This is a genomic window from Variovorax sp. LjRoot130 (assembly GCF_964253755.1).
Taxonomy (GTDB): Bacteria; Pseudomonadota; Gammaproteobacteria; order Burkholderiales; family Burkholderiaceae_C; genus Variovorax.
In genome coordinates this window covers 2,478,519-2,499,927 of sequence record NZ_CAXURM020000001.1, presented here as the reverse complement: position 1 = coordinate 2,499,927, position 21,409 = coordinate 2,478,519, and the positions used below count along the sequence as shown (strand labels likewise).

The following is a 21,409-nucleotide window of genomic DNA, read 5'->3' as shown; positions in this document are numbered from 1 at the left end:
GCGTCTATCCGCGCCCCACGAAGGGCATCTTGGTAGCCATCACCGTGTGGAACAGCACGTTGGCCTCCAAGGGCAGGTTCGCCATGTAGAGCACCGACTGGCCGACGATGGACACGTCCATCACCGGCTCGATCGCGATCTCGCCGTTGGCCTGCGGAACGCCCTTGGCCATGCGCGCGGCCAGCTCGGTCAGCGCATTGCCGACATCGATCTGTCCGACCGCGATGTCGTGCTTGCGCCCGTCGAGCGATGCCGTCTTGGTGAGGCCTTCCACCGCGTGCTTGGTCGCGGTATAGGCGATCGAGTTGGGCCGCGGCGAGGTGGCGGAGATCGAGCCGTTGTTGATGATGCGGCCGCCCCGCGGCGTCTGTGCCTTCATCGTGCGGAAGGCCTGCTGGATGCAATAGAACATCCCATTCAGGTTGATGTCGACCACGCCTCGCCACTGCTCCGGCGTCCAGTCCTCGAAGGGGCCGGGCGGATTGCCGACACCCGCGTTGTTGAACAGCAGGTCGACGCGGCCGAAGCGCTCCACCGCGGCAGCGAACAAGGCCTGCACCGACTCCGGATTGGCCACGTCGGTAGGCACCGGGAACGCGCGCGCGCCGGCGCCAGAAGCATCGGCCACATCCTCAAGCGGCTCGAGCCGGCGGCCGGCCAGCACCACGCTCCAGCCGTCGGCCAGCAACGCGAGTGCGGCGGCGCGGCCGATGCCGGTGCCTGCGCCCGTGACGACCGCGATGCGGTTCTTCTTCTCTGTGCTCATCTTCGTTTCTCCTTCAGCGGCGCGGCTTGCGCCCTTTCATCTTGTTGGCCGCCTTCTTGACGGCCGACCGGAAGGCCTGCATGGCCGATTGCGGCGCGGCTGCAGCGACCCGGTCGCCGCGTTCGACGGCGGCCTCGGGCTTCTTGCTGCGCGCACTGCGCTTGGCCGATGCCTTGGCCGGCACGCCGCCGGTGGCGACGCCCTTGTCCTTCATGGCACGCGTGCCCAACTCCTCGCCTTCGCGCACCAGGCGGAAATCGATCTTGCGGCCGTCGAGATCGACGCGGCTCACCTGCACCCGCACCCGCGTGCCGATCGCATAGCGGATGCCCGTGCGCTCGCCGCGCAATTCCTGCCTCTGCTCGTCGAACTTGAAGTATTCGCCGCCGAGTTCGGTGATGTGAACCAGGCCTTCGACGTACATTGCGTCGAGCGTGACGAAGATGCCGAAGGTGGTGGCCGCCGTGACCACGCCGCCGTATTCCTCGCCGAGGTGTTCGCGCATGTACTTGCACTTGAGCCAGGCTTCCACGTCGCGGCTGGCTTCGTCGGCGCGCCGCTCGTTGGCGCTGCAGTGCAGGCCCGCAGCTTCCCACGCCAACACCTCCTTGCTGGGCGCCACAGTGGCCTTCTGCGGTTTGGCCGTGGGCGCCTTCACGCGCAACGCCAGCCGCTTGGCGAGCTTGGCATGCGCCTCGCCCGGCGTCGGCAGCATCGGCAGCTGGTACTTGGTCTTGCCGAGGATGGCCTTGATCACGCGATGCACCAGCAGATCGGGATAACGCCGGATCGGGCTCGTGAAGTGCGTGTAGGCCTCGTAGGCCAAACCGAAATGGCCGCTGTTGATTGGCGTGTAGATGGCCTGCTGCATCGAACGCAGCAGCATGGTGTGGATCTGCTGCGCGTCAGGACGCTCCTTCGTCGCCTCGGCGATGGCCTGGAACTCGCCGGGCTTCGGATCGTCCGTGATCGAAAGCCCGACGCCCATCGCCTTCAGGTAGCCGCGCAGGATCTCCTTCTTCTCGGGGGTGGGTCCTTCGTGCACGCGGTACAGGCCCGGATGCTTGCCTTCGGCGATGAAGTCCGCGCTGCAGACATTGGCGGCCAGCATGGCCTCCTCGATCAGGCGGTGCGCTTCGTTGCGCGTGCGCGGCACGATCTTCTCGATGCGGCCGGCATCGTCGCAAATGATCTGCGTCTCGGTGGTCTCGAAGTCGACCGCGCCGCGCTTCGAACGCTGGTTGAGCAGCGCGCGATAGACGTCGTGCAGGTTCAGCAGGTCCTTCACGCGATCCTTGCGCTTCGCCGCTTCCGGGCCGCGCGTGTTGCCGAGGATGGCGGCCACCTCGGTGTAGGTGAAGCGCGCATGGCTCCACATCACCGCCGGGTAGAACTGATAGGCGTAGATCTCGCCGTCGGCCGCGACCAGCATGTCGCAGACCATGCACAGGCGCTCGACCTCGGGGTTGAGCGAGCACAGCCCGTTCGACAGCTTCTCGGGCAGCATCGGGATCACGCGGCGCGGGAAGTAGACGCTGGTGGCGCGGTCGTAGGCATCGATGTCGATCGCGGAGCCGGTCTGCACATAGGAACTGACATCGGCGATCGCGACCAGTAGGCGCCAGCCCTTGCCGCGGCCCACCTTGGCCGGCTCGCAGTACACCGCATCGTCGAAGTCGCGCGCATCCTCGCCGTCGATGGTGACCAGGGGCACGTCGGTCAGGTCGATGCGGCCCTTCTTGTCGGCCGCTCGCACCTTGTCGGGCAACGCCTTGGCTTCGGCCAGGCAGGCTTCGGAAAACTCGTGCGGCACGCCGTACTTGCGCACCGCGATCTCGATCTCCATGCCGGGGTCGTCGATCTCGCCCAGCACTTCCTTCACGCGGCCGACGGGTTGGCCGAACAACGCCGGCGGCTCGGTCAGTTGCACGACAACCACCTGGCCGACCTTGGCCGTGCCGGTGGCGCCCTTGGGAATCAGAACGTCCTGGCCGTAGCGCTTGTCTTCCGGCGCGACGAGCCAGATGCCGCCTTCATGCAGCAGGCGCCCGATGATCGGCTGCTCGGGCCGCTCGATGATCTCGACCACGCGCCCCTCGGGACGACCGCGGCGGTCCTGGCGCACGACGCGCGCCTTGACGCGGTCCTTGTGCAGCACCGCGCGCATCTCGTTGGGGGGCAGATAGATGTCGGCTTCGCCGTCGTCGCGCTGCACAAAACCGTGTCCATCGCGATGGCCTTGCACCGTGCCTTCAACCTCGTCCAGCAGTCCGCTGGGGTGGCTTAAATTTTTGATATGATCTCTCTCTTTCCTGAAATTCAAAACCTGTTGCGAAGGACTAGTTCCCAAGCAGCATGTGGGCCCAGATGGCGGAATTGGTAGACGCACTAGTTTCAGGTACTAGCGAGTAACATCGTGGAGGTTCGAGTCCTCTTCTGGGCACCAAGTTTAGATAATCCCTCTCGGGGTTCCTCGATTCAAGCCACCGGTTTCCGGTGGCTTTTTTCTTGTCCGTCTGCGGCATCTATTAGACAGGCAGCGCGATCAGGTCGTGGCCCTCGGCGCCGACGATGCGGGCCCGGGTGAATTCGCCGACCTTCAAGGTCTTGCTGATCTTCTCGGGCGGCAGCAGCCGCACGATGCCGTCGATCTCGGGCGCGTCGGCGTAGCTCCGACCCACGCCACCTTTGCGCCCCATGCCGGGCGCCGAATCCACCAGCACCTGCATCGTCGCGCCGATGCGCCTTTGCAGCTTCGCGATCGACACCGCTTCGGCCACTTCCATGAAGCGTGCACGCCGTGCCTCGCGCTCGGCCTCGGGCAGCATGCCCGGAATCTCGTTGGCGGCTGCGCCCTGCACCGGGCTGTAGGCAAAGCAGCCGGCGCGGTCGATCTCCGCCTCGCGGATGAAGGCGAGCAGGTGCTCGAACTCCTTTTCCGTCTCGCCGGGAAAGCCCGCGATGAAGGTGCTGCGGATCACAAGCTCGGGACACACCTCGCGCCAGCGCGCGATGCGCTCCAGGTTCTTCTCGCCGCTCGCGGGCCGCTTCATGCGCTTGAGCACGTCGGGATGGCTGTGCTGCAGCGGCACGTCGAGGTAGGGCAGCACCTGGCCGCTCGCCATCAGCGGGATGACTTCGTCGACGCTGGGATACGGATACACATAGTGCAGGCGCACCCAGGCGCCATAGGGCTCGGCGATTTCGCCCAAGGTACGCACCAGTTCGAGCATGCGCGTCTTGACCGGCTTGCCGTCCCAGAAGCCGGTACGGTACTTCACGTCCACGCCATAGGCCGAGGTGTCCTGGCTGATCACCAGCAGTTCCTTGACGCCGCCTTCGAACAACGCCTTGGCTTCGCCCAACACGTCGCCGACCGGCCGCGAGACGAGATCGCCGCGCATCGAGGGAATGATGCAGAAGGTACAGCGGTGATTGCAGCCCTCGCTGATCTTCAGGTATGCATAGTGCCTCGGCGTCAGCTTCAGCCCTGCGATGCCAAAGGCCTGCGGCACCAAGTCGACAAAGGGGTCGTGCGGCTTCGGCAGATTCGCGTGCACCGCATCCATCACCTCCTGCGTCGCATGCGGGCCGGTGACGGCCAGCACACTGGGATGCATTTGGCGCACCAGGTTGCCGCCCTCCTCGCCCGTCTTGGCGCCCAGGCATCCCGTCACGATCACGCGGCCGTTGCCGGCCAGCGCCTCGCCGATGGTGTCGAGGCTCTCCTTGACCGCGTCGTCGATGAAGCCGCAGGTGTTGACGATCACGAGGTCGGCGCCCTCGAAAGTCTTGGAGGTCTGATAGCCCTCGGCGCTCAGTTGGGTGAGGATCAGTTCGGAATCGGTCAGCGCCTTGGGGCAGCCGAGGCTCACGAAGCCGACTTTGGGGGCGGCCGGCGCGGCAATTCGTTCAGGGGAGGCAACTTCGCTCATATCCCCCTATTGTCCCAGCTATCGGGCTCCGCGCCCGATCTAGGGCCGCTTGATGCCAAAGGCGCCCAGAACCTGCTCCGTGTTCTTCTGCATCTGGTCCTGCATCTGCAGGAACACGTGCTTCGATTGTTCGACGTAACTGCCCATCAGGCCCTGCAGCATCGGGGACTGCATGGTCATGAACCGGGCCCACATCTCGGGCGTCAGGTTCTGCGCCTTTTCGGCCAATTGCGCCTGCACCTCCGTCATGGCCTGGATGTTCTTCTCGAGATAGGGGCCCATGTAGCTCTGCATGGCCTGGCCGTAGAAGCGGATGATGTTGGCCAGCACCTGTTCGGTGAACATCGGCGCGCCGCCGGCCTCTTCTTCGAGAATGATCTGCAAGAGGATGCTGCGCGTGAGGTCGTCGCCGCTCTTGGCGTCGCGCACCACGAAGGGCGCCTTGTCCATCACCAGTTGCTTGACCTCGGCGAGCGTGATGTAGGTGGAGGTTTCCGTGTCGTAGAGCCTTCGGTTCGGATACTTCTTGATCACCCGCTGTACCGGTTTGGCACCGGCGGATTTCTTGCTCTGCACTACGGACTCCTTCAAGTTTTCACGCCAGGGGCGCGCGAACAAATTCTAGGGAGCGGTTTTGCTGCACCGCGCCAAGGTTTACCCTGACGGGAGCGTCAGTCCAGCGAAGTGGTGTATTCCGCGCCGCACACCTTGCAGACGGCCGATTCGGGGCGCTCTTCGTTACTTTCGCGAAAGTGCAAGGGGCTCTTGACGCCGTTGAAAACCCAGCAACGCGGGCAATGCTCCTGGCCGGCCAGCGGCAGATAGCCTCGGGCGCGCTGTTCGGCACGCTCCCGCGTGACCGGAGCGCCCTGCCGCACCGTGCGCGCGACGTCTTCCGCAGCCATGGTGCCGGCCCGGCCGTTGGCGCGATCGTTGAGTCCGTAGACCACGCGTGCGAATTCGAGCGGAGCCTGCCGCAACAGGGCGGCGAGACGAAGCTCCTCGAGTGCCGGGTCGCTCTCAGCCGCTGGCGTGTTCATCGGTTCCCTGAGTCAAGTGCTTTGGAGATGGCGGACGGCCAAGTTACCACAACTGACGGCGTATCCGCCAGTCGACGAAGGCAGTAGGCCTTGCGTTGAGGACGCAGGAAACCGGGGGATGCGAGACCTGGAAGCGCAGGCAGCCGTTGGTTGAGCGGATGCTGCGATCAGGGAAAAATTGGTAGGCGCGATTGGACTCGAACCAACGACCCCCACCATGTCAAGGTGGTGCTCTAACCAGCTGAGCTACGCGCCTAAGGATGTGTCCGAGAAGCCGAGATTGTAGCAGGCCGCGAGGCCGCTTTTTTCAGCGACGACGGGCAGAACGCACACCGGCCACCGCGGCCACCACGTTGAGCACCTGTGCGAGCCGCGCGGCATCGGCGATCTCGATCGTGAAAGTCATCCATGCGGTGCCCTTGACGGACTGGGTCTGCACGCCGATCACGTTCATCTTCTCGCGCGCGAACACATCGGAAATATCGCGCAGCAAGCCCTGGCGATCAGCGGCTTCGACCGCCACGTCGACCGCGTAGACCGAGCCCGCATCGGCCTTCTGCTCGCCCCACTCGACATCGATCACGCGCTCGGCATCGCGCATGGCCATCATGCGGAAGCTGCTGCAGTCCGCACGGTGGATGCTGACGCCGTGGCCTCGAGTCACGAAGCCGCGGATCGCATCGGGCGGCGCCGGCTTGCAGCACTTGGCAAGCTGCGTCATCAGCGAGGAGACGCCGACCACCAGCACGCCGCCCTTGCCCGCGTTGCCACCGGCGCGTGCCTTCTTGATGATCACACCGTCGTCCGGACCGGGCGCGGGCTCCGGAGGACGCAGCAGCATCTCGATGTTGCGCAGCGAGAACTCGTCCTTGCCCACCACTTCGAACAGGTTGTCGGCCGACTTGAAGCCCAGCTGCGAAGCGAGGTCGTCGAGCTTCAGCGCGGTCTTGCCTTCGCGCTGCAGCACCTTCTCGACCGCCTCGCGGCCGCGCGCCACCGTCTCGTGCGTGATCTGCGCGTTGAACCAGGCCCGCACCTTTGCGCGTGCGCGATGGCTCGCGAGGTAGCCCAGCTCCGCATTGAGCCAGTCGCGCGAGGGGCCGCCTTCCTTGGCCGCGATGATCTCCACCGTCTGCCCGTTCTGCAGCGGCGTGTTGAGCGGCACCATCGCGCCGTCGACGCGCGCGCCGCGGCAGCGGTGGCCCAGGCTCGTGTGCACCGTGTAGGCGAAGTCGACCGCTGTCGCGCCCTGTGGCAATTCGACGATCGCCGCGTCGGGCGTCAGCACGTAGATGCGGTCGTCGAACAGGCCCTGCCCCTGCGAGCCACCGGACAGGTCGCGCTCCCAGGCCAGCAGTTGGCGCAGCACCGCGATCTTGGCGTCGTACTCGCCGCTCGCCCAGACGCCGGCATAGCCCTTGTGGCCCGCTTCCTTGTAAGCCCAGTGTGCAGCCACGCCGTGCTCGGCGTGGTCGTGCATCTCCTCGGTGCGGATCTGGATCTCGATCGGCTTGCCGGCCTGGCCGTCGACCACTTCGCGCACCACCGTGTGCAGCGACTGGTAGCCGTTGGGCTTGGGCCGCGCGATGTAGTCGTCGAACTCCTCGTCGATCGGCTGGAAGTGCGAATGCACCCAGGCCAGCGCCGCATAGCAATCCTTGACGTCCGCCACCACCACGCGCAGCGCCATGATGTCGAAGACCTGCGCGAAGTCGAGCGACTTGCCGCGCATCTTCTTCACGATGCTGTAGATGTTCTTCGGCCGGCCCTGCACGGTCGCCTTGACGCCCTCCTCGGCCAGCTCCCGTTCGAGGCGCGCACGCAACTGTTCGACGTAGCCTTCGCGCTCGACGCGCTTCTCGTCGAGCAGCCGCGCGATGACCTTGTAGGTCTCGGGCTCGAGAAAACGGAAGGACAGGTCCTCGATCTCCCACTTGACCTGCCAGATGCCGAGCCGGTTCGCGAGCGGCGCGAATACCTGCAGGGATTCGCGCGCCACGCCTTCCGGCACGGGCTGCTTGACTGAAGCCGCGTGGCGCAGCGTCTGCAGGCGCGAAGCCAGCCGCAGCATCACGACCCGCAGATCACGAGAGAACGCAAGCAGCATCTTGCGCACGTTCTCCGTCTGCGTGCCCGCGCCATCCGCCAGGTGCGCGCTGGCCGTCGCCGAACGCGCCTGCTTCTGCACATGCACGAGCTTGGTGGTTTCCACCGCGAGCGCCGCGAAGTTGTCGCCGAACACCTTGGCGATCACTTCCTGCGGCCGGTTCAGGTGCTGGCACGAGTAGACCAGGTAGCTGGCCGCCTGCATCGCCTCCGATCCGCCCATGGCCGCGACGATCGCGGCCACCGCATCGGCATGCGCGAGCGTGTTCTCGCCGGTGTCCAGCGTTTCGTCGGCGATCAGCGGCTCGGCGAAGGCGCGTGCGCGCGCGAGCATGTTCTCGACCACCGGCGTGCGATCGGCCGTCGCTGCCGACAGCGGATAGTCGACCACCGCGGAGCCGGACAACGAGAGATTGGGCTGTTCGCGCTTCACTCGGTCGCTCCCTCCCGGGCAGCGTATTGGAGAGCAGGCTCGATCATGAAACAGAAGAAGTCGCGATGAAGATAATTGTCTCGTTGCATCCTAATTCATCCGGAGATTGACCATCATGCTCAAAGGCAAAACCGCGCTTGTCACGGGGTCCACCAGTGGCATCGGCCTCGGTATCGCGAAGGCGCTGGCGCAACAGGGCGCCAACATCGTGCTCAACGGTTTCGGCGATGCCGACAAGCCCAAGGCCGAGGTCGAAGCGCTCGGCGTGAGGGTCGCCTATCACGGCGCCGACATGAGCCAGCCGGCACAGATCGAAGAGATGATGAAGTTCGCGGCTGAAAAGTTCGGCCGCGTCGACATCCTCGTCAATAACGCCGGCATCCAGCACGTCGCGAAGGTCGAGGACTTCCCGGTGGAGCGCTGGGATGCCGTGATCGCGATCAACCTTACAAGCGCCTTCCACACCACCCGCCTCGCCGTGCCCGCCATGCGCGAAGCCAACTGGGGCCGCATCATCAACATCGCCTCGGCGCACGGTCTCGTGGCCTCGGCCCAGAAATCCGCATACGTGGCCGCCAAGCACGGCATCGTCGGCCTCACCAAGGCCGTGGCGCTCGAAACCGCGACCACCGGCATCACGAGCAATGCGATCTGCCCGGGCTGGGTGCTGACGCCGCTGGTTCAGAAGCAGATCGACGACCGTTCTGCGCGCGAAGGCATTTCGGTCACGCAGGCGCAGAACGATCTGCTGGGCGAAAAGCAGCCTTCGCTGCAGTTCACCACGGTGGAACAACTGGGCGGGCTCGCGGTATTTCTTTGCTCGCCCGCTGCCGACCAGGTGCGCGGCGTCGCGTGGCAAGTCGACGGCGGCTGGACCGCGCAGTAGTACAGCCCCCGGCATTTCATTCCGCTTCGCTGCGTGTAACTCCACCCCGAGGGGGAGGCTCGGCCGCCTTGGGGCGGCCCGGCGGCGGCCGACTATTTCAACTGCACCGAGCCCGAAACGTTGACGACGACGCTGGTCTTGCCGGCCTCGACCGGCACCGCCGCGTCGTAGTTCATCTTCGACGAAGCCTCCACGGCCATCATGCGCGGCCGGATCGGCCCGCCCTGATTGGCGTTGACCGACACTTCGCGCAAGGTGTAGCCGCCGAAGCCGAAGCCCTTGGCCAACTCGCCGGCCTTCTGCTTGAAGTTCTCGATCGCGATCGTTTGCGCCTCGGCCTCCACCTTGGCGCGCTGCTCGCGGCTCAGGCCGAAACCGATGCCGCCCACCGTGAGCGTGGAGACGCGACCCGCGGTCTGCGTGATGCGCGGAAAGTCCTTGCCTTCCAGCACCAGCTCGGTGGTGCCCTGCCAGCCGGTGATCTTGCCGTCGCGCGTGTAGCGCGGCACGAGGCTGAAATTGCCGGTGCGCACATCGAGCTGGCCGGGTTGCGCATTCTTGCGCGCCTCCGCCAGCGCCGCGTCGAGCGCAGTCTTCAGCTGTGCCTGCACCGTTGCGGCGTCGGCCGCATCGCGCGTGGTGCTGAGCGTCATGCTCAGCAGGTCCTGCTGCACTTCGACCGTTCCCGTGGCCGACAGCTGCAGCACGTTCTGCGGCGGCGCCCAGGGCGCGCTCTGGGCCAAGGCGGCGCCGGCGCTCGTCATCAACACGGCACACGCCGCGATCCGTCTGACATTCTTATTGTTCAAAGCAAGAGAACCCGAGTGGAGAAAAAGAGAAAAAGCGTCGCGCCCCCGAGGGGCGCCGCTCACGGGCGCTGGCTGCGCGGCGCCACCCTGCCGGCCGACGAGGGCGTGGGCGCCATCCGCTCAGCCGGCTGCGATTCTGCCGAGTGGACGATCTCCTGTCGCGGCGTCCATTGCTGGCGCACCTGCTGCCGCAACTCGGCCAGTTCGGCGGCGGTCAGGCGGCGTCCGGCCGCCGCTTCCTGACGCCGCACCTCCTCGCGCTTGGCGGCCCGGTGAGCCTCCACCGCATCACGCACCTCGTTGCGCCGCAGGTCGCTCACCCGCAGGAATCCCCAGGGTTCGGCCGCGGCGGGAACCGAAAGGCAGGCGAGCAAGACAGACAACGGGAGAACAGTCGATTTCATGATGCTGAGTCGGGGACCAAAGTCACTGTGCCACCGCCGGGCATGGCATAGATATCTGGAAGGCGAGCGCCCGCAAGTTTTGTAACTTAGTGTCAAAGCATTGTGAAAAGCGGCTCAATGGGGTCTCAACGGCTTCAGAATTGGCGTTGTTACAAATTCAGCGTTGTAGAAATGAATCAAGCTCCCGCCCGCACAGACAAGATCGTCATCGTCGACGACGACGCCCGCATCCGCGACCTGCTGCGCCGCTACCTGACCCAGGAGGGTTTCGAGGTCATCGTTGCGGAAGACGGCAAGGCCCTCAACCGCATACTTTTGCGCGACACGGTCGACCTGATCGTGCTCGATCTGATGATGCCCGGCGAGGACGGCCTCTCGGTCTGCCGCCGCCTTCGCGCCGCCAACGACCGCACCCCGATCATCATGCTGACCGCCAAGGGCGAGGACGTGGACCGCATCGTCGGCCTCGAGGTCGGCGCCGACGACTACCTCGGCAAGCCCTTCAATCCGCGCGAACTGCTGGCACGCGTGCATGCGGTGCTGCGCCGCCGGCCGCCGCTCGAGGCGCCTGGCGCGCCCTCGACCGACAACGAAACCGTGAATTTCGGCCCCTTCAGCTTCGACCTCGGCTCGCGCACGCTCAAGAAGGACGGCGAGGAACTCTCGCTGACCACCGGCGAGTTCGCCATGCTCAAGGCGCTGGTGCGGCATCCGCGGCAGCCGCTGTCGCGCGAAAAACTGGCCCAGCTGGCGCGCGGCCGCGAGTTCGAACCCTTCGACCGCAGCCTGGACGTGCAGATCTCGCGCCTGCGCAAGCTGGTCGAATCCGATGCCGCGGCGCCGCGCTACATCCAGACGGTATGGGGCGTCGGCTACGTGTTCGTGCCGGACGGCACGACCTGAAGCGCTGACGCTCGTGGCCGCCACCATCGGCCCCAAGACGACACAGCCGAGCCCTTTCGGCGAAGACGGTCCCCAGGTCACCTTGCCGAGCCCGCTGGAGGGCCTTGGCCAGTCCAGGCGCCGCCCCAGGCTGCAGCTCGGCCTCAGCCTCTTCTGGCGCACCTTCTTCCTGCTGGTGCTGCTCCTGATCGGCTGCACGGTCGCCTGGCTGCAGACCTTCCGCGCGCTCGAGTACGAGCCGCGCGCCATCCAGACCGCGCACCAGATCGCCTCGCTGGTGAACCTGACGCGGGCGGCGCTGGTGTATTCCGACGCCATCACGCGCGTGTCGCTGATCAAGACCCTGGCCGACCAGGAAGGCGTGCGCATCCTGCCGCGCGAGCCGAACGACCGTTTCGTCCCCTACACCACCGGCGCGCTCGACCAGCGCGTGACCGAAGAGCTGATCGACCGGCTCGGCGAAGGCACGACGGTGGCCAGCCGCGTCAACGACGAGCCCGGCCTCTGGATCGGCTTCACCATCGAGAGCGACATGTACTGGCTGCTGCTCGATCCCACGCGCTTCACGCGGCTGGGCGGGCGCACCTGGCTGGTCTGGCTGGTCACGACGATGATGCTGTCGCTGGCCGGCGCGGCGCTGATCACGCGCCTCATCAACCTGCCGCTCAAGCAGCTGTCGCGAGCCACGATGCAGGTGCGCGAGGGCGAATACGAGGCGCACCGGCTCGACGAACGCGCGCGCACCAACGAAATCCGGGCGGTCAACGTCGGCTTCAACCGCATGGCCGACCAGCTCGCCAAGATCGAGCAGGACCGCGCCGTGATGCTAGCCGGCATCTCGCACGACCTGCGCACGCCGCTGGCGCGCCTTCGACTCGAAACCGAGATGAGCGTGACCGACGAGGACGCGCGCGACCACATGGCGGCCGACATCGCGCAGCTCGATGCCATCATCGACAAGTTCCTCGACTACGCGCGCCCCGACCACGTCGACTTCAAGCCGGTGCTGCTGCGCGACGTGATCGATGCCTGTACCTACGCGGTGCAGGACCACGAGGACATCCGCATCACGGTGGACGTGCCGGCCGACCTGCGCGTGATGGCCGACGAGGTCGAGCTCCAGCGCGTGATCTCGAACCTGATCGAGAACGCGCGGCGCTACGGCAAGACACCGTCCACCGGCGTCGCCGATGTCGCGATCCAGGCGCAAGCGCACAACGACGCCGTGCTCATCAAGGTGCGCGACCACGGCGCCGGCGTCGCGCCCGCCCTGCTGTCGCAGCTGAGCAAGCCCTTCTTCCGCGGCGACGTGGCACGCACCTCGGCTGCGGGCGCCGGACTGGGCCTGTCGATCGTGACAAAAAACATCGAGCGCATGGGCGGTACCTTCGCGCTGACCAGCACGCCGGGCCGCGGCCTCGCGGCCCACATCCGCATGCCGCGAGCCGCTGCGGTCAAGCCCGAAGCCTCGGCCGCGGCCAACAACCCTCAGCGGTGAAGCAGCGCGACGGCGCGCGCTTCCATCGCCCGGCCTTCACCCACCGGCCCGAGCTTCTCGGCGGTCTTCGCCTTGACATTGACCTGGTCGACCGAGATCTCGAGCGCGGCGGCGATGCGCGCGCACATGGCCGGGATGTGCGGCGCGAGCTTGGGCGCCTGCGCGATCACGGTGCTGTCGACGTTGCCGATCTGCCAGCCCGCCGCACGCACGCGGCGCGCGGCCTCGGCCAGCAGCGTGGCGGAATCGGCGCCGCGGAACTGCGGATCGGTGTCGGGAAAGTGCCGGCCGATGTCGCCGAGCCCAGCCGCGCCGAGCAGCGCATCGGTGATCGCGTGCAGCAGCACGTCGGCATCCGAATGGCCGAGCAGGCCGGTGCTGTGGGGTACCTCGACGCCGCCCAGGATCAGCTTGCGGCCTGCCACCAGCTGGTGGACGTCCCAGCCCTCGCCGACGCGAACATTGAAAGCAGTCATGGTTTTACTGAGCGCCGGCTGTGCAGAAGCGCCTCGGCCAGCGCGAAGTCCTCGGCATAGGTCAGCTTGAAATTCTGCGCGCTGCCCGGCACGAGGAGCGGCGTGAGCCCGACCGCCTCGATGGCGCCGGCCTCGTCGGTCACCGCATCGCCGGCGCGCTCCAGCGCATCGAGCAGCATGCCGATGCGGAACATCTGCGGCGTCTGGGCCAGCCACTTGTCGGCGCGGGTCAGGGTGCTCGCCACGCGGCCCTCGGGCGAAGCGACCTTGAGCGTGTCCGGCAGGCGGTGCGCCAGCAGGCCACCGACGGCGTCGTGTTCGCAGGCCGCAATCAGGGCCTCGATCTGCGTCGGCGTGACCAGACAGCGCGCGGCATCGTGCACCAACACCCAGTCGTGCGGGCCGGCGCCGAGCTGGCGCAAGGCCATGAGGCCATTGCGCACGGTGGCGGCGCGTGTCGCGCCGCCCACATGCAGCAGATGTTCTCCCTCGGCCGGGAAACGCGGCAGCGCCGCAGAAACCTCGCGATCTTCGGGCGACACCACCAGCGCAATGCCCGCAAAGCGCCCCGCAAGCGCGCGGAAGGCATCGAGGGTGTGGCGCACCATCGGCCGGCCGGCGATGCGCTGGTACTGCTTGGGGCCCGTGCCGCCCGCACGGCTGCCGGAGCCCGCACAGGGGATCAACACGAAAAGACGGGAAGCGATCATGGGGTCCGCCAACCTGCAACGGCAAAAAGGCAGCCATTCTAGAATCGGCCTTCACACCCCTCGCCGGCCGGCGCGGGGTGTTCTGCATTTCTCCAACACTTCATGGACCTCCCCCAACTCACCGCAGGCAAGCGCTTCACGCTGCCGCGCCCCCCGCTTTCGGCCGATGCGCTGCTGCTGGCACAACTGGCCGAACGCGAGAAGGCGGCAGGCCGCGCCACCGCCGTCTTCACCGCCGACGCAAACGACGCGCAGCGCCTGATCGACGAAATCGCCTTCTTCGCGCCCGAGTTGCGCTGCGCCCTCTTCCCGGACTGGGAGACGCTGCCCTACGACAACTTCTCGCCGCACCAGGACCTGATCAGCGAACGGCTCGCCACCCTCTGGCGCATCAGCCAGAAAGAGGCCGACGTGGTGCTGGTGCCCGCGACCACGGCGCTCTACCGGCTGGCGCCGCCCGCCTTCCTGGCCGGCTACACCTTCCATTTCAAGAGCGGGCAGAAGCTCGAGGAGTCCAAGCTAAAGGCCCAGCTCACGCTGGCCGGCTACAGCCACGTGACGCAGGTCGTGAGCCCCGGCGAGTACGCGGTGCGCGGCGGGCTGATCGACCTGTTCCCGATGGGTTCGCCAATGCCCTTCCGCGTCGACCTGTTCGACGACGAGATCGACTCGATCCGCAACTTCGACCCCGACACCCAGCGCAGCCTCTACCCGGTGCCCGAGGTGCGCCTGCTCCCGGGCCGCGAGTTCCCGATGGACGACGATGCCCGCGCGCGCTTTCGCAGCCGTTGGCGCGAACTGCTCGAGGGCGACCCGACGCGCAGCCGCATCTACAAGGACATGGGCAACGGCGTCGCCACTGCCGGCATCGAGTACTACCTGCCGCTCTTTTTCGAAGAGACCGCAACGGTGTTCGACTACCTCGGCGCAGACACCACGGTGGTGCTGCACGGCGAACTCGAACCCGCCTTTCAGCATTTCTGGCAGGACACAGGCGAGCGCTACCGGCTGGTGCGCGGCGATCCGGAACGGCCGGCGCTGCCACCGGAGGCGCTGTTCCTCAATGCGGAGCAGTTCTATCAACGGGCGAAACCGCTGGCGCAGCTGGCGATCAGATCCACCACCGTTCGCCCTGAGCTTGTCGAAGGGCTCGCCCCGGCTTCGACAAGCTCAGCCCGAACGGACTATGTCGAATTCGACCACTTGCCGCCCTTCGCCGTCGTCCGCGGCGCCGACGACCCGCTGGTCAAGCTCAAGGAGCACATCCGCACGACGCCGCACCGCGTGCTGCTGATCGCCGAGAGCGACGGCCGGCGCGAGAGCCTGCTCGACTTCCTGCGCGCCAGCGGCGTGAGCCCGCCCGCTTTCGACTCACTGGCCGAGTTCGAATCCTCGCCCGACGAGAAGATCGGCATCGCGACCGGAGCGCTGGTCGCCGGCTTCGCCTGGCGCGAACAGGGCATCGACTTCGTCACCGAGACCGAGCTCTTCGCCACCGCGCCGGCCACCCGTCGCCGCAACAAGAAGCAGGAGCAGGTCAGCGACGTCGAGGCGCTGATCAAGGACCTGAGCGAGCTCGCGATCGGCGACCCGGTGGTGCATTCGGCCCATGGCATCGGGCGCTACCGCGGCCTGATGCACATGGACCTGGGCCAGGGCACCGACGCCGACGGCAAGCCGCTGCTGCAGGAGATGCTGCACCTGGAGTACGCCGACAAGGCCACGCTCTACGTGCCGGTCTCGCAGCTGCACCTGATCAGCCGCTACACCGGCGTCAGCGCGGAAGAAGCGCCGCTGCACAAGCTGGGCTCCGGCCAATGGGAAAAGGCCAAGCGCAAGGCCGCCGAGCAGGTGCGCGACTCCGCCGCCGAGCTGCTCAACATCTACGCCCGCCGTGCGGCGCGCGAAGGCCATGCCTTCCGTTTCTCGGCCGCCGACTACGAGGTGTTCGCGAACGACTTCGGCTTCGACGAAACCGCCGACCAGAAGGCCGCCATCCATGCGGTCATCCACGACATGATCTCGCCGCAGCCGATGGACCGGCTGGTCTGCGGCGACGTCGGCTTCGGCAAGACCGAGGTCGCATTGCGCGCCGCCTTCATCGCGGTCACCGGCGGCAAGCAGGTCGCCTTCCTCGCGCCCACCACGCTGCTCGCCGAGCAGCACTACCAGACGCTGATGGACCGCTTCGCCAAGTGGCCGGTCAAGGTGGCCGAGATGAGCCGCTTCCGCTCGACCAAGGAGATCAATGCGGCCGCCAAGGGCCTGGCCGACGGCAGCGTGGACATCGTGATCGGCACGCACAAGCTGCTCTCGCAATCGGTCAAGTTCAAGAACCTGGGCCTCTTGATCATCGACGAGGAACACCGCTTCGGCGTGCGGCACAAGGAGGCGATGAAGGCCATGCGCGCCGAGGTCGACGTGCTCACGCTCACGGCCACGCCGATCCCACGCACGCTGGGCATGGCGCTCGAGGGCCTGCGAGACCTCAGCGTGATCGCCACCGCGCCGCAGCGGCGGCTCGCGATCAAGACCTTCGTTCGCAACGAGGGCACGGGCGTGATCCGCGAGGCCGTGCTGCGCGAGCTCAAGCGCGGCGGGCAGGTCTACTTCCTGCACAACGAGGTCGAGACTATCGAGAACCGGCGCCAGAAGCTCGAACAGATCCTGCCCGAGGCGCGCATCGCCGTCGCCCACGGCCAGATGCCCGAGCGCGAACTGGAGCGCGTGATGCGCGACTTCGTGGCCCAGCGCTACAACCTGCTCTTGTGCTCGACCATCATCGAGACCGGCATCGACGTGCCGAGCGCCAACACCATCGTGATGAGCCGCGCCGACAAGTTCGGCCTGGCCCAGCTGCACCAGCTGCGCGGCCGGGTCGGCCGCAGCCATCACCAGGCCTACGCCTACCTGATGGTGCCCGACACCGAGGGCCTCACCAAGCAGGCGGCGCAGCGCCTCGACGCCATCCAGCAGATGGAAGAGCTCGGCTCCGGCTTCTATCTCGCGATGCACGACCTCGAGATCCGCGGTGCCGGCGAAGTGCTGGGCGAGAACCAGAGCGGCAACATGATGGAGATCGGCTTCCAGCTCTACAACGAGATGCTGGCCGAAGCGGTTCGCTCGCTCAAGGCCGGCCAGGAGCCCGACCTGCTCGCGCCGCTGTCGGTGATCACCGAGATCAACCTGCATGCGCCCGCGCTGCTGCCCGAGGACTACTGCGGCGACGTCCACCTGCGCCTATCCTTCTACAAGAAGCTCGCGACCGCGAAGACCTCCGACCAGATCGACACGCTGCTGGAAGAAATCGTCGACCGCTTCGGCAAACTGCCGCCGCAGGCGCAGACGCTGATCGACGTGCACCGGCTGCGCGTGCTGGCGCGGCCCTACGGCGTGGTCAAGGTCGACGCCGCGCCGGGCGTGATCCACATCACCTTCAAGAAGGACCCGCCGATCGACTCCATGAACATCATCGCCCTGATCCAGAAGAACAAGCACATCAAGCTCGCAGGCAACGAAAAGCTGCGCATCGAACGCGAGCTCAAGGAGCCCAAGGACCGTGCTCAGATGGTGCGCGACGTGCTGCGCAGCCTCGGACAACCCAAAACACAACAGGAAGCGGCAGTCGCATGAGCGCCATCAAGGAAATCTCCCCCGGCCTCCTCGTGCGCGGCATCACGCTGCCGCTCGCGCTGGCCGACTTCAAGCTGATCGCCTTCGACATGGACTCGACGCTGATCAACATCGAGTGCATCGACGAGATCGCCGATGCGGTGGGCAAGAAGGCCGAGGTCGCGGCCATCACCGAGGCCACGATGCGTGGCGAGATCAAGGACTTCAAGGAGAGCCTGCGTCGCCGCGTCGCACTGCTGCAAGGCGTGCCGGTCGATGCGCTGCAACAGGTGTACGACCAGCGCCTGCAGCTCAACCCCGGCGCAGCCGAGCTGGTCGCAGCCTGCAAGGCGGCGGGCCTCAGGGTGCTGCTGGTCTCAGGCGGCTTCACCTTCTTCGCCAACCGCGTGAAGGACCGGCTGGGCATCGACTTCGCGCGTTCCAACCTGCTCGACGAGGCCGACGGCAAGCTCACCGGTCGCGTGGTGATGCAGTCCTGGGGCGACATCTGCGACGGCGCCGAGAAGCGCCGCACGCTGCTCGAAGTCGCCTCCCTGCTCGGCATCTCGCCGGGCGAGGCCATCGCCGTGGGCGACGGCGCCAACGACCTGCCGATGATGGCCGAGGCCGGTCTTTCCGTGGCCTATCACGCCAAGCCCAAGGTGCGCGAGCAGGCCATGGTCGCCATCAACGACGGCGGGCTCGACCGGCTCTTGGAAGTGCTGCGCTGAGGTGCTGCCCGAAACCGGTTTCCCCCTACGGCAAAAGCGGCTTGCGATGTCCTAGGGTTATCTTCAGTTTCGCGGCCGGCGCCTTGGGTGCTTGAATGACCTTCCAACAACGAAGGAGACGAGATGAAGCGCCGCCAGTCCCTCGCTGCCATGGGTGCAGCCGTTGCCACCGTGGTTTTTCCCGGGCTCGCCCATGCAGCCTATCCCGAGCGCCCGATCACGCTGATCGTGCCTTGGGGCGCCGGCGGCGGCACCGATGCCGTGGCCCGCATCATCGCGGCCGAACTCGAGAAGGAACTCAAGCAGCCGATCAACGTGGTCAACCGCACCGGCGGCAGCGGCGTGGTCGGCCACCAGGCGATCGCCTCGGCCGCGCCCGACGGCTACACCCTGGGCATCATCACGGTCGAGATCGGCATGATGCATCACGCGGGCCTGACCCAGCTCTCGGGCGCCGACTACACGCCGCTCGCGCTGATGAACTTCGATGCCAACGCGATCTTCGTGCGCACCGATTCGCCGATCAAGAGCGCCAAGGAACTGCTCGATGCCGCGCGCGCCGCCCCCGGCAAGCTGAAGGCCAGCGGCACCGGCCAGGGCGGCATCTGGCATCTGGGCCTGGCGCAATGGCTGGTCGACAACAAGCTGCCCGGCAATGCGATCGCCTGGGTGCCCAGCCAGGGCGCCGCACCGGGCCTGCAGGATCTGATGGCCGGCGGCGTCGACGTGGTGTCGTGTTCGCTGCCCGAGGCGCGCTCGCTGATCGACGCCGACAAGGTGCGGCCGCTGATCCTGCTGGGCTCCAAGCCCGACGGCATCTTTCCCAAGGTGCCGCTCTACACCGACGCTTCAGGGAAGATGTGGAACGCTGGCGCCTGGCGCGGCATCGCGGCACCCAAGGGGCTGCCCAAGGACATGACCGACCGCCTGGCCGGAACGCTCAAGAAGATCTTCGACGGCAAGGGCTACCAGGACTTCCTCGCCTCGCGCGGCTTCGGCGCGCTCTACGCCGACCGGGGCGAATTCGGCAAGTTCATGGCCGAGAAGGACGCCAGCTTCGGCGTCGCGATGAAGGCAGTGGGCATCGCCAAATAGACGCTAGACGCGACCCGGTCCGATGCGCATTCATGACAGCCTGATCGGCGGCGTGCTGCTGGCGCTGGCCCTGGCCGTGCTCTGGCACATCCAGGGCTTTCCGCCCGCCTCCGGCCAGAACTACGGCCCGGCCGTGTTTCCGGGACTCGTCGCCTGCGGCCTTGCGCTGTCGTCGGCGGTGCTGATGTGGCAAGGCCTGCGGGCGCACCAGCCGTGGCTTCGGCTCGGCGAGGGCATGCGTTCCCCGCGCCATCTGGCGGCCTTCGTGCTCGCCATCGCCGGCATGGTGTTCTACATCCTGCTGTCGGAGAAGCTGGGCTTCGTGCTGTGCAGCGTGCTGGTGCTCTTCGTGCTGCAGTGGGCATGCGGCGTGCGGCCGCGCATGGCCATACCCGTGGCCATCGTCGCGACGCTGGTCATCCACGCCTGTTTCTACAAGCTGCTCAAGGTGCCCTTGCCCTGGGGTCTGCTGCAGCGCTGGGCATGGTGAGGGGCGACTGATGGATTCCGTTCTGCTCGCCGTACAGATGGTCGCCACGCCGACCGTGCTGGTCGTGATGCTGCTGTCGGGCCTGTTCGGCATGTTCGTCGGCGCCGTGCCGGGGCTCACCGCCACCATGGCCACGGCCCTGCTTGTGCCCATCACCTTCTTCCTGCCGCCGGTGCCCGCCATCGCGGCGATCGTCACCGCCACCGCGATGGCGATCTTCGCGGGCGACATTCCCGGCGCGCTGCTGCGCATTCCGGGCACGCCGGCCTCGGCCGCCTACACCGACGAGTCCTACGCGATGACGCGCAAGGGCCAGGGCGAGACCGCGCTCGGCATCGGCCTGGTGTTCTCGTGCATCGGCGGCCTGTTCGGCACCGCGGTGCTGATCGTCGCCGCGCCGGCGCTGGCCGAGGTCGCGATCAAGTTCAGCTCCTTCGAATATTTCTGGCTCGTCGTGCTGGGCCTGACCTGCGCGGTCTTCATCACCAGCGACACGCCGCTCAAGGGCCTCATCACGCTCTTTCTCGGCCTGCTGATGGGCTGCGTCGGGCTGGAGAACCCCGCGGGCCATCCGCGCTTCACTTTCGGCAGTGCGGACCTGCTGGGCGGCCTGAGCCTGATCCCGGCCATGATCGGCATGTTCGCCATCTCCGAGATCCTGCGTTTCACAGTGACCACGGACCACATCGGCAGCTTCAGCAAGCAGATCGGCTCCGTCTTCGCCGGCATGGGCGGCCTGATGAGGAAGTACGCCAAGCAGACCCTGCGCGGCAGCGCGCTGGGCACGGCCGTCGGCATCCTGCCCGGCGCCGGCGCCGACATCGCGGCCTGGATGTCCTTCGCGATGAGCAAGAAGCTCTCGAAGGAGCCCGAGAAGTTCGGCACCGGGCATCCCGAAGGGCTGGTCGAGGCCGGCGCCGCGAACAACAGCGCCCTCGCCGGCGCCTGGGTTCCGGCGCTGGTGTTCGGCATTCCGGGCGATTCGATCACGGCCATCGTGATCGGCGTGCTCTACATGAAGAACATGAACCCCGGGCCGATGATCTTCATGAACAACCCGCACAGCGTCTATGCGGTGTTCATCGTCTTCATCCTCGCCAACCTGCTCATGCTGCCGCTGGGCTGGGCCTGCATCAAGGCCTCGGCGCGCATCCTGCGCCTGCCGCGCAACGTGCTGATGCCGATCATCCTGGTGTTCTGCCTGGTGGGTTCCTTCGCCATCAACAACGCGCTCTTCGACCTCTGGATCCTGCTGGGCTTCGGCGTCGCGGCCTGGTTGCTGGAAGAAAACGGCTTCCCCGTCGCGCCCGCCATCCTCGGCATGCTGCTGGGCAAGATGCTCGAAGAGAATTTCATCACCTCGATGATCAAGTCCGACGGCAGCTGGCTGCCCTTCGTCGAGCGGCCGATCGCCGCCGGCCTGGCGATCTTCACGCTCTTCGTCTGGGTTGGTTCCGGCGCCATGGCCTGGCGGCGCCAGCGGCATCGGATGCGACTCGCCGCAGCCACCTGAAA

The 21,409-nt window shown here is 66.7% G+C and carries 18 protein-coding genes and 2 tRNA genes; 9 read left to right on the top strand and 11 right to left on the bottom strand.

What is annotated here, in order from left to right; all coding sequences use genetic code 11:
- Positions 1–4 precede the first annotated feature (4 nt).
- Positions 5–766 carry an SDR family oxidoreductase gene (locus ACSQ86_RS12510; protein ID WP_093109242.1) on the bottom strand — a complete coding sequence of 254 codons (762 nt, stop codon included), beginning with the start codon at positions 764–766 and terminating at the stop codon, positions 5–7.
- 13 nt (positions 767–779) lie between these two features.
- Complete coding sequence (gene rnr, locus ACSQ86_RS12505; RefSeq protein ID WP_170855681.1) at positions 780–3,035, bottom strand: ribonuclease R; 2,256 nt, start codon at positions 3,033–3,035, stop codon at positions 780–782.
- 92 nt (positions 3,036–3,127) lie between these two features.
- Between rnr and ACSQ86_RS12500 the strand changes: the two genes are divergently transcribed.
- A tRNA-Leu gene (locus ACSQ86_RS12500) sits at positions 3,128–3,212 on the top strand.
- 82 nt (positions 3,213–3,294) lie between these two features.
- On the opposite strand, the gene rimO is transcribed toward ACSQ86_RS12500, so the two are convergent.
- The 5 genes from rimO to ACSQ86_RS12475 all read right to left on the bottom strand — a co-directional run bounded on the left by rimO (position 3,295) and on the right by ACSQ86_RS12475 (position 8,280).
- Positions 3,295–4,701, bottom strand: coding sequence for a 30S ribosomal protein S12 methylthiotransferase RimO (gene rimO / locus ACSQ86_RS12495; protein WP_436303853.1), 1,407 nt, complete (start codon positions 4,699–4,701; stop codon positions 3,295–3,297).
- A gap of 39 nt (positions 4,702–4,740) precedes the next feature.
- Positions 4,741–5,277 carry a polyhydroxyalkanoate synthesis repressor PhaR gene (gene phaR / locus ACSQ86_RS12490; protein WP_436303852.1) on the bottom strand — a complete coding sequence of 179 codons (537 nt, stop codon included), beginning with the start codon at positions 5,275–5,277 and terminating at the stop codon, positions 4,741–4,743.
- A 95-nt stretch (positions 5,278–5,372) separates the two neighbouring features.
- On the bottom strand, positions 5,373–5,741 hold the full coding sequence (locus tag ACSQ86_RS12485) for a hypothetical protein (RefSeq protein WP_093109239.1): 369 nt from the start codon (positions 5,739–5,741) through the stop codon (positions 5,373–5,375).
- Between the two features lie 179 nt (positions 5,742–5,920).
- Positions 5,921–5,997, bottom strand: a tRNA-Val gene (locus ACSQ86_RS12480).
- A 51-nt stretch (positions 5,998–6,048) separates the two neighbouring features.
- Complete coding sequence (locus tag ACSQ86_RS12475) at positions 6,049–8,280, bottom strand: RelA/SpoT family protein (protein WP_436292542.1); 2,232 nt, start codon at positions 8,278–8,280, stop codon at positions 6,049–6,051.
- A gap of 115 nt (positions 8,281–8,395) precedes the next feature.
- Here ACSQ86_RS12475 and ACSQ86_RS12470 point away from each other — a divergent pair, with 115 nt between their 5' ends.
- Entirely contained in the window at positions 8,396–9,166 is a 771-nt protein-coding gene (locus ACSQ86_RS12470) for a 3-hydroxybutyrate dehydrogenase (protein WP_436303851.1), read from the top strand.
- 92 nt (positions 9,167–9,258) lie between these two features.
- Here ACSQ86_RS12470 and ACSQ86_RS12465 read toward each other — a convergent pair whose 3' ends face one another.
- Positions 9,259–9,930, bottom strand: coding sequence for an SIMPL domain-containing protein (locus tag ACSQ86_RS12465; protein ID WP_436292554.1), 672 nt, complete (start codon positions 9,928–9,930; stop codon positions 9,259–9,261).
- Positions 9,931–10,034: 104 nt separating this feature from the next.
- Positions 10,035–10,379 (bottom strand): hypothetical protein, encoded by a 345-nt coding sequence (locus ACSQ86_RS12460; protein WP_436303850.1) that lies wholly within the window; start codon positions 10,377–10,379, stop codon positions 10,035–10,037.
- A 171-nt stretch (positions 10,380–10,550) separates the two neighbouring features.
- On the opposite strand from ACSQ86_RS12460, the gene ompR reads away from it, so the two are divergent.
- The gene (gene ompR, locus ACSQ86_RS12455; RefSeq protein ID WP_028250078.1) at positions 10,551–11,282 is read left to right on the top strand and encodes an osmolarity response regulator transcription factor OmpR; all 732 of its coding nucleotides are present in this window, start codon (positions 10,551–10,553) and stop codon (positions 11,280–11,282) included.
- Between the two features lie 82 nt (positions 11,283–11,364).
- Complete coding sequence (locus ACSQ86_RS12450) at positions 11,365–12,780, top strand: sensor histidine kinase (RefSeq protein WP_093109265.1); 1,416 nt, start codon at positions 11,365–11,367, stop codon at positions 12,778–12,780.
- On the opposite strand, the gene ispF is transcribed toward ACSQ86_RS12450, so the two are convergent.
- Both ispF and ispD read right to left on the bottom strand, forming a co-directional pair.
- On the bottom strand, positions 12,771–13,256 hold the full coding sequence (ispF, locus tag ACSQ86_RS12445; RefSeq protein WP_093109235.1) for a 2-C-methyl-D-erythritol 2,4-cyclodiphosphate synthase: 486 nt from the start codon (positions 13,254–13,256) through the stop codon (positions 12,771–12,773). The genes ACSQ86_RS12450 and ispF overlap by 10 nt on opposite strands.
- Positions 13,253–13,966, bottom strand: coding sequence for a 2-C-methyl-D-erythritol 4-phosphate cytidylyltransferase (gene ispD / locus ACSQ86_RS12440; protein WP_093109234.1), 714 nt, complete (start codon positions 13,964–13,966; stop codon positions 13,253–13,255). Before ispD ends, ispF begins: the two co-directional genes overlap by 4 nt.
- A gap of 102 nt (positions 13,967–14,068) precedes the next feature.
- Between ispD and mfd the strand changes: the two genes are divergently transcribed.
- The 5 genes from mfd (at position 14,069) to ACSQ86_RS12415 (ending at position 21,407) form a co-directional block, all read left to right on the top strand.
- Positions 14,069–17,599 carry a transcription-repair coupling factor gene (gene mfd / locus ACSQ86_RS12435; protein WP_436303849.1) on the top strand — a complete coding sequence of 1,177 codons (3,531 nt, stop codon included), beginning with the start codon at positions 14,069–14,071 and terminating at the stop codon, positions 17,597–17,599.
- Complete coding sequence (serB, locus tag ACSQ86_RS12430; RefSeq protein ID WP_436303848.1) at positions 17,596–18,309, top strand: phosphoserine phosphatase SerB; 714 nt, start codon at positions 17,596–17,598, stop codon at positions 18,307–18,309. Before mfd ends, serB begins: the two co-directional genes overlap by 4 nt.
- Positions 18,310–18,432: 123 nt before the next feature.
- Positions 18,433–19,404 carry a Bug family tripartite tricarboxylate transporter substrate binding protein gene (locus tag ACSQ86_RS12425; protein WP_436303847.1) on the top strand — a complete coding sequence of 324 codons (972 nt, stop codon included), beginning with the start codon at positions 18,433–18,435 and terminating at the stop codon, positions 19,402–19,404.
- 22 nt (positions 19,405–19,426) lie between these two features.
- Positions 19,427–19,894, top strand: coding sequence for a tripartite tricarboxylate transporter TctB family protein (locus ACSQ86_RS12420; protein WP_436292538.1), 468 nt, complete (start codon positions 19,427–19,429; stop codon positions 19,892–19,894).
- Between the two features lie 7 nt (positions 19,895–19,901).
- The gene (locus ACSQ86_RS12415; protein ID WP_436306288.1) at positions 19,902–21,407 is read left to right on the top strand and encodes a tripartite tricarboxylate transporter permease; all 1,506 of its coding nucleotides are present in this window, start codon (positions 19,902–19,904) and stop codon (positions 21,405–21,407) included.
- Positions 21,408–21,409: the final 2 nt, after the last annotated feature.

Excerpts from the sequence above, each read along its gene's own strand:
- ispD (WP_093109234.1), bottom strand. The coding sequence starts at position 13,966 with ATGATCGCTTCCCGTCTTTTCGTGTTGATCCCCTGTGCGGGCTCCGGC.
- ACSQ86_RS12420 (WP_436292538.1), top strand. The coding sequence starts at position 19,427 with ATGCGCATTCATGACAGCCTGATCGGCGGCGTGCTGCTGGCGCTGGCC.
- rimO (WP_436303853.1), bottom strand. The coding sequence starts at position 4,701 with ATGAGCGAAGTTGCCTCCCCTGAACGAATTGCCGCGCCGGCCGCCCCC.
- ACSQ86_RS12465 (WP_436292554.1), bottom strand. The coding sequence starts at position 9,930 with ATGACGAGCGCCGGCGCCGCCTTGGCCCAGAGCGCGCCCTGGGCGCCG.
- ompR (WP_028250078.1), top strand. The coding sequence starts at position 10,551 with ATGAATCAAGCTCCCGCCCGCACAGACAAGATCGTCATCGTCGACGAC.
- ACSQ86_RS12425 (WP_436303847.1), top strand. The coding sequence starts at position 18,433 with ATGAAGCGCCGCCAGTCCCTCGCTGCCATGGGTGCAGCCGTTGCCACC.
- ACSQ86_RS12470 (WP_436303851.1), top strand. The coding sequence starts at position 8,396 with ATGCTCAAAGGCAAAACCGCGCTTGTCACGGGGTCCACCAGTGGCATC.
- serB (WP_436303848.1), top strand. The coding sequence starts at position 17,596 with ATGAGCGCCATCAAGGAAATCTCCCCCGGCCTCCTCGTGCGCGGCATC.
- ACSQ86_RS12510 (WP_093109242.1), bottom strand. The coding sequence starts at position 766 with ATGAGCACAGAGAAGAAGAACCGCATCGCGGTCGTCACGGGCGCAGGC.
- ispF (WP_093109235.1), bottom strand. The coding sequence starts at position 13,256 with ATGACTGCTTTCAATGTTCGCGTCGGCGAGGGCTGGGACGTCCACCAG.
- mfd (WP_436303849.1), top strand. The coding sequence starts at position 14,069 with ATGGACCTCCCCCAACTCACCGCAGGCAAGCGCTTCACGCTGCCGCGC.
- ACSQ86_RS12485 (WP_093109239.1), bottom strand. The coding sequence starts at position 5,741 with ATGAACACGCCAGCGGCTGAGAGCGACCCGGCACTCGAGGAGCTTCGT.
- ACSQ86_RS12460 (WP_436303850.1), bottom strand. The coding sequence starts at position 10,379 with ATGAAATCGACTGTTCTCCCGTTGTCTGTCTTGCTCGCCTGCCTTTCG.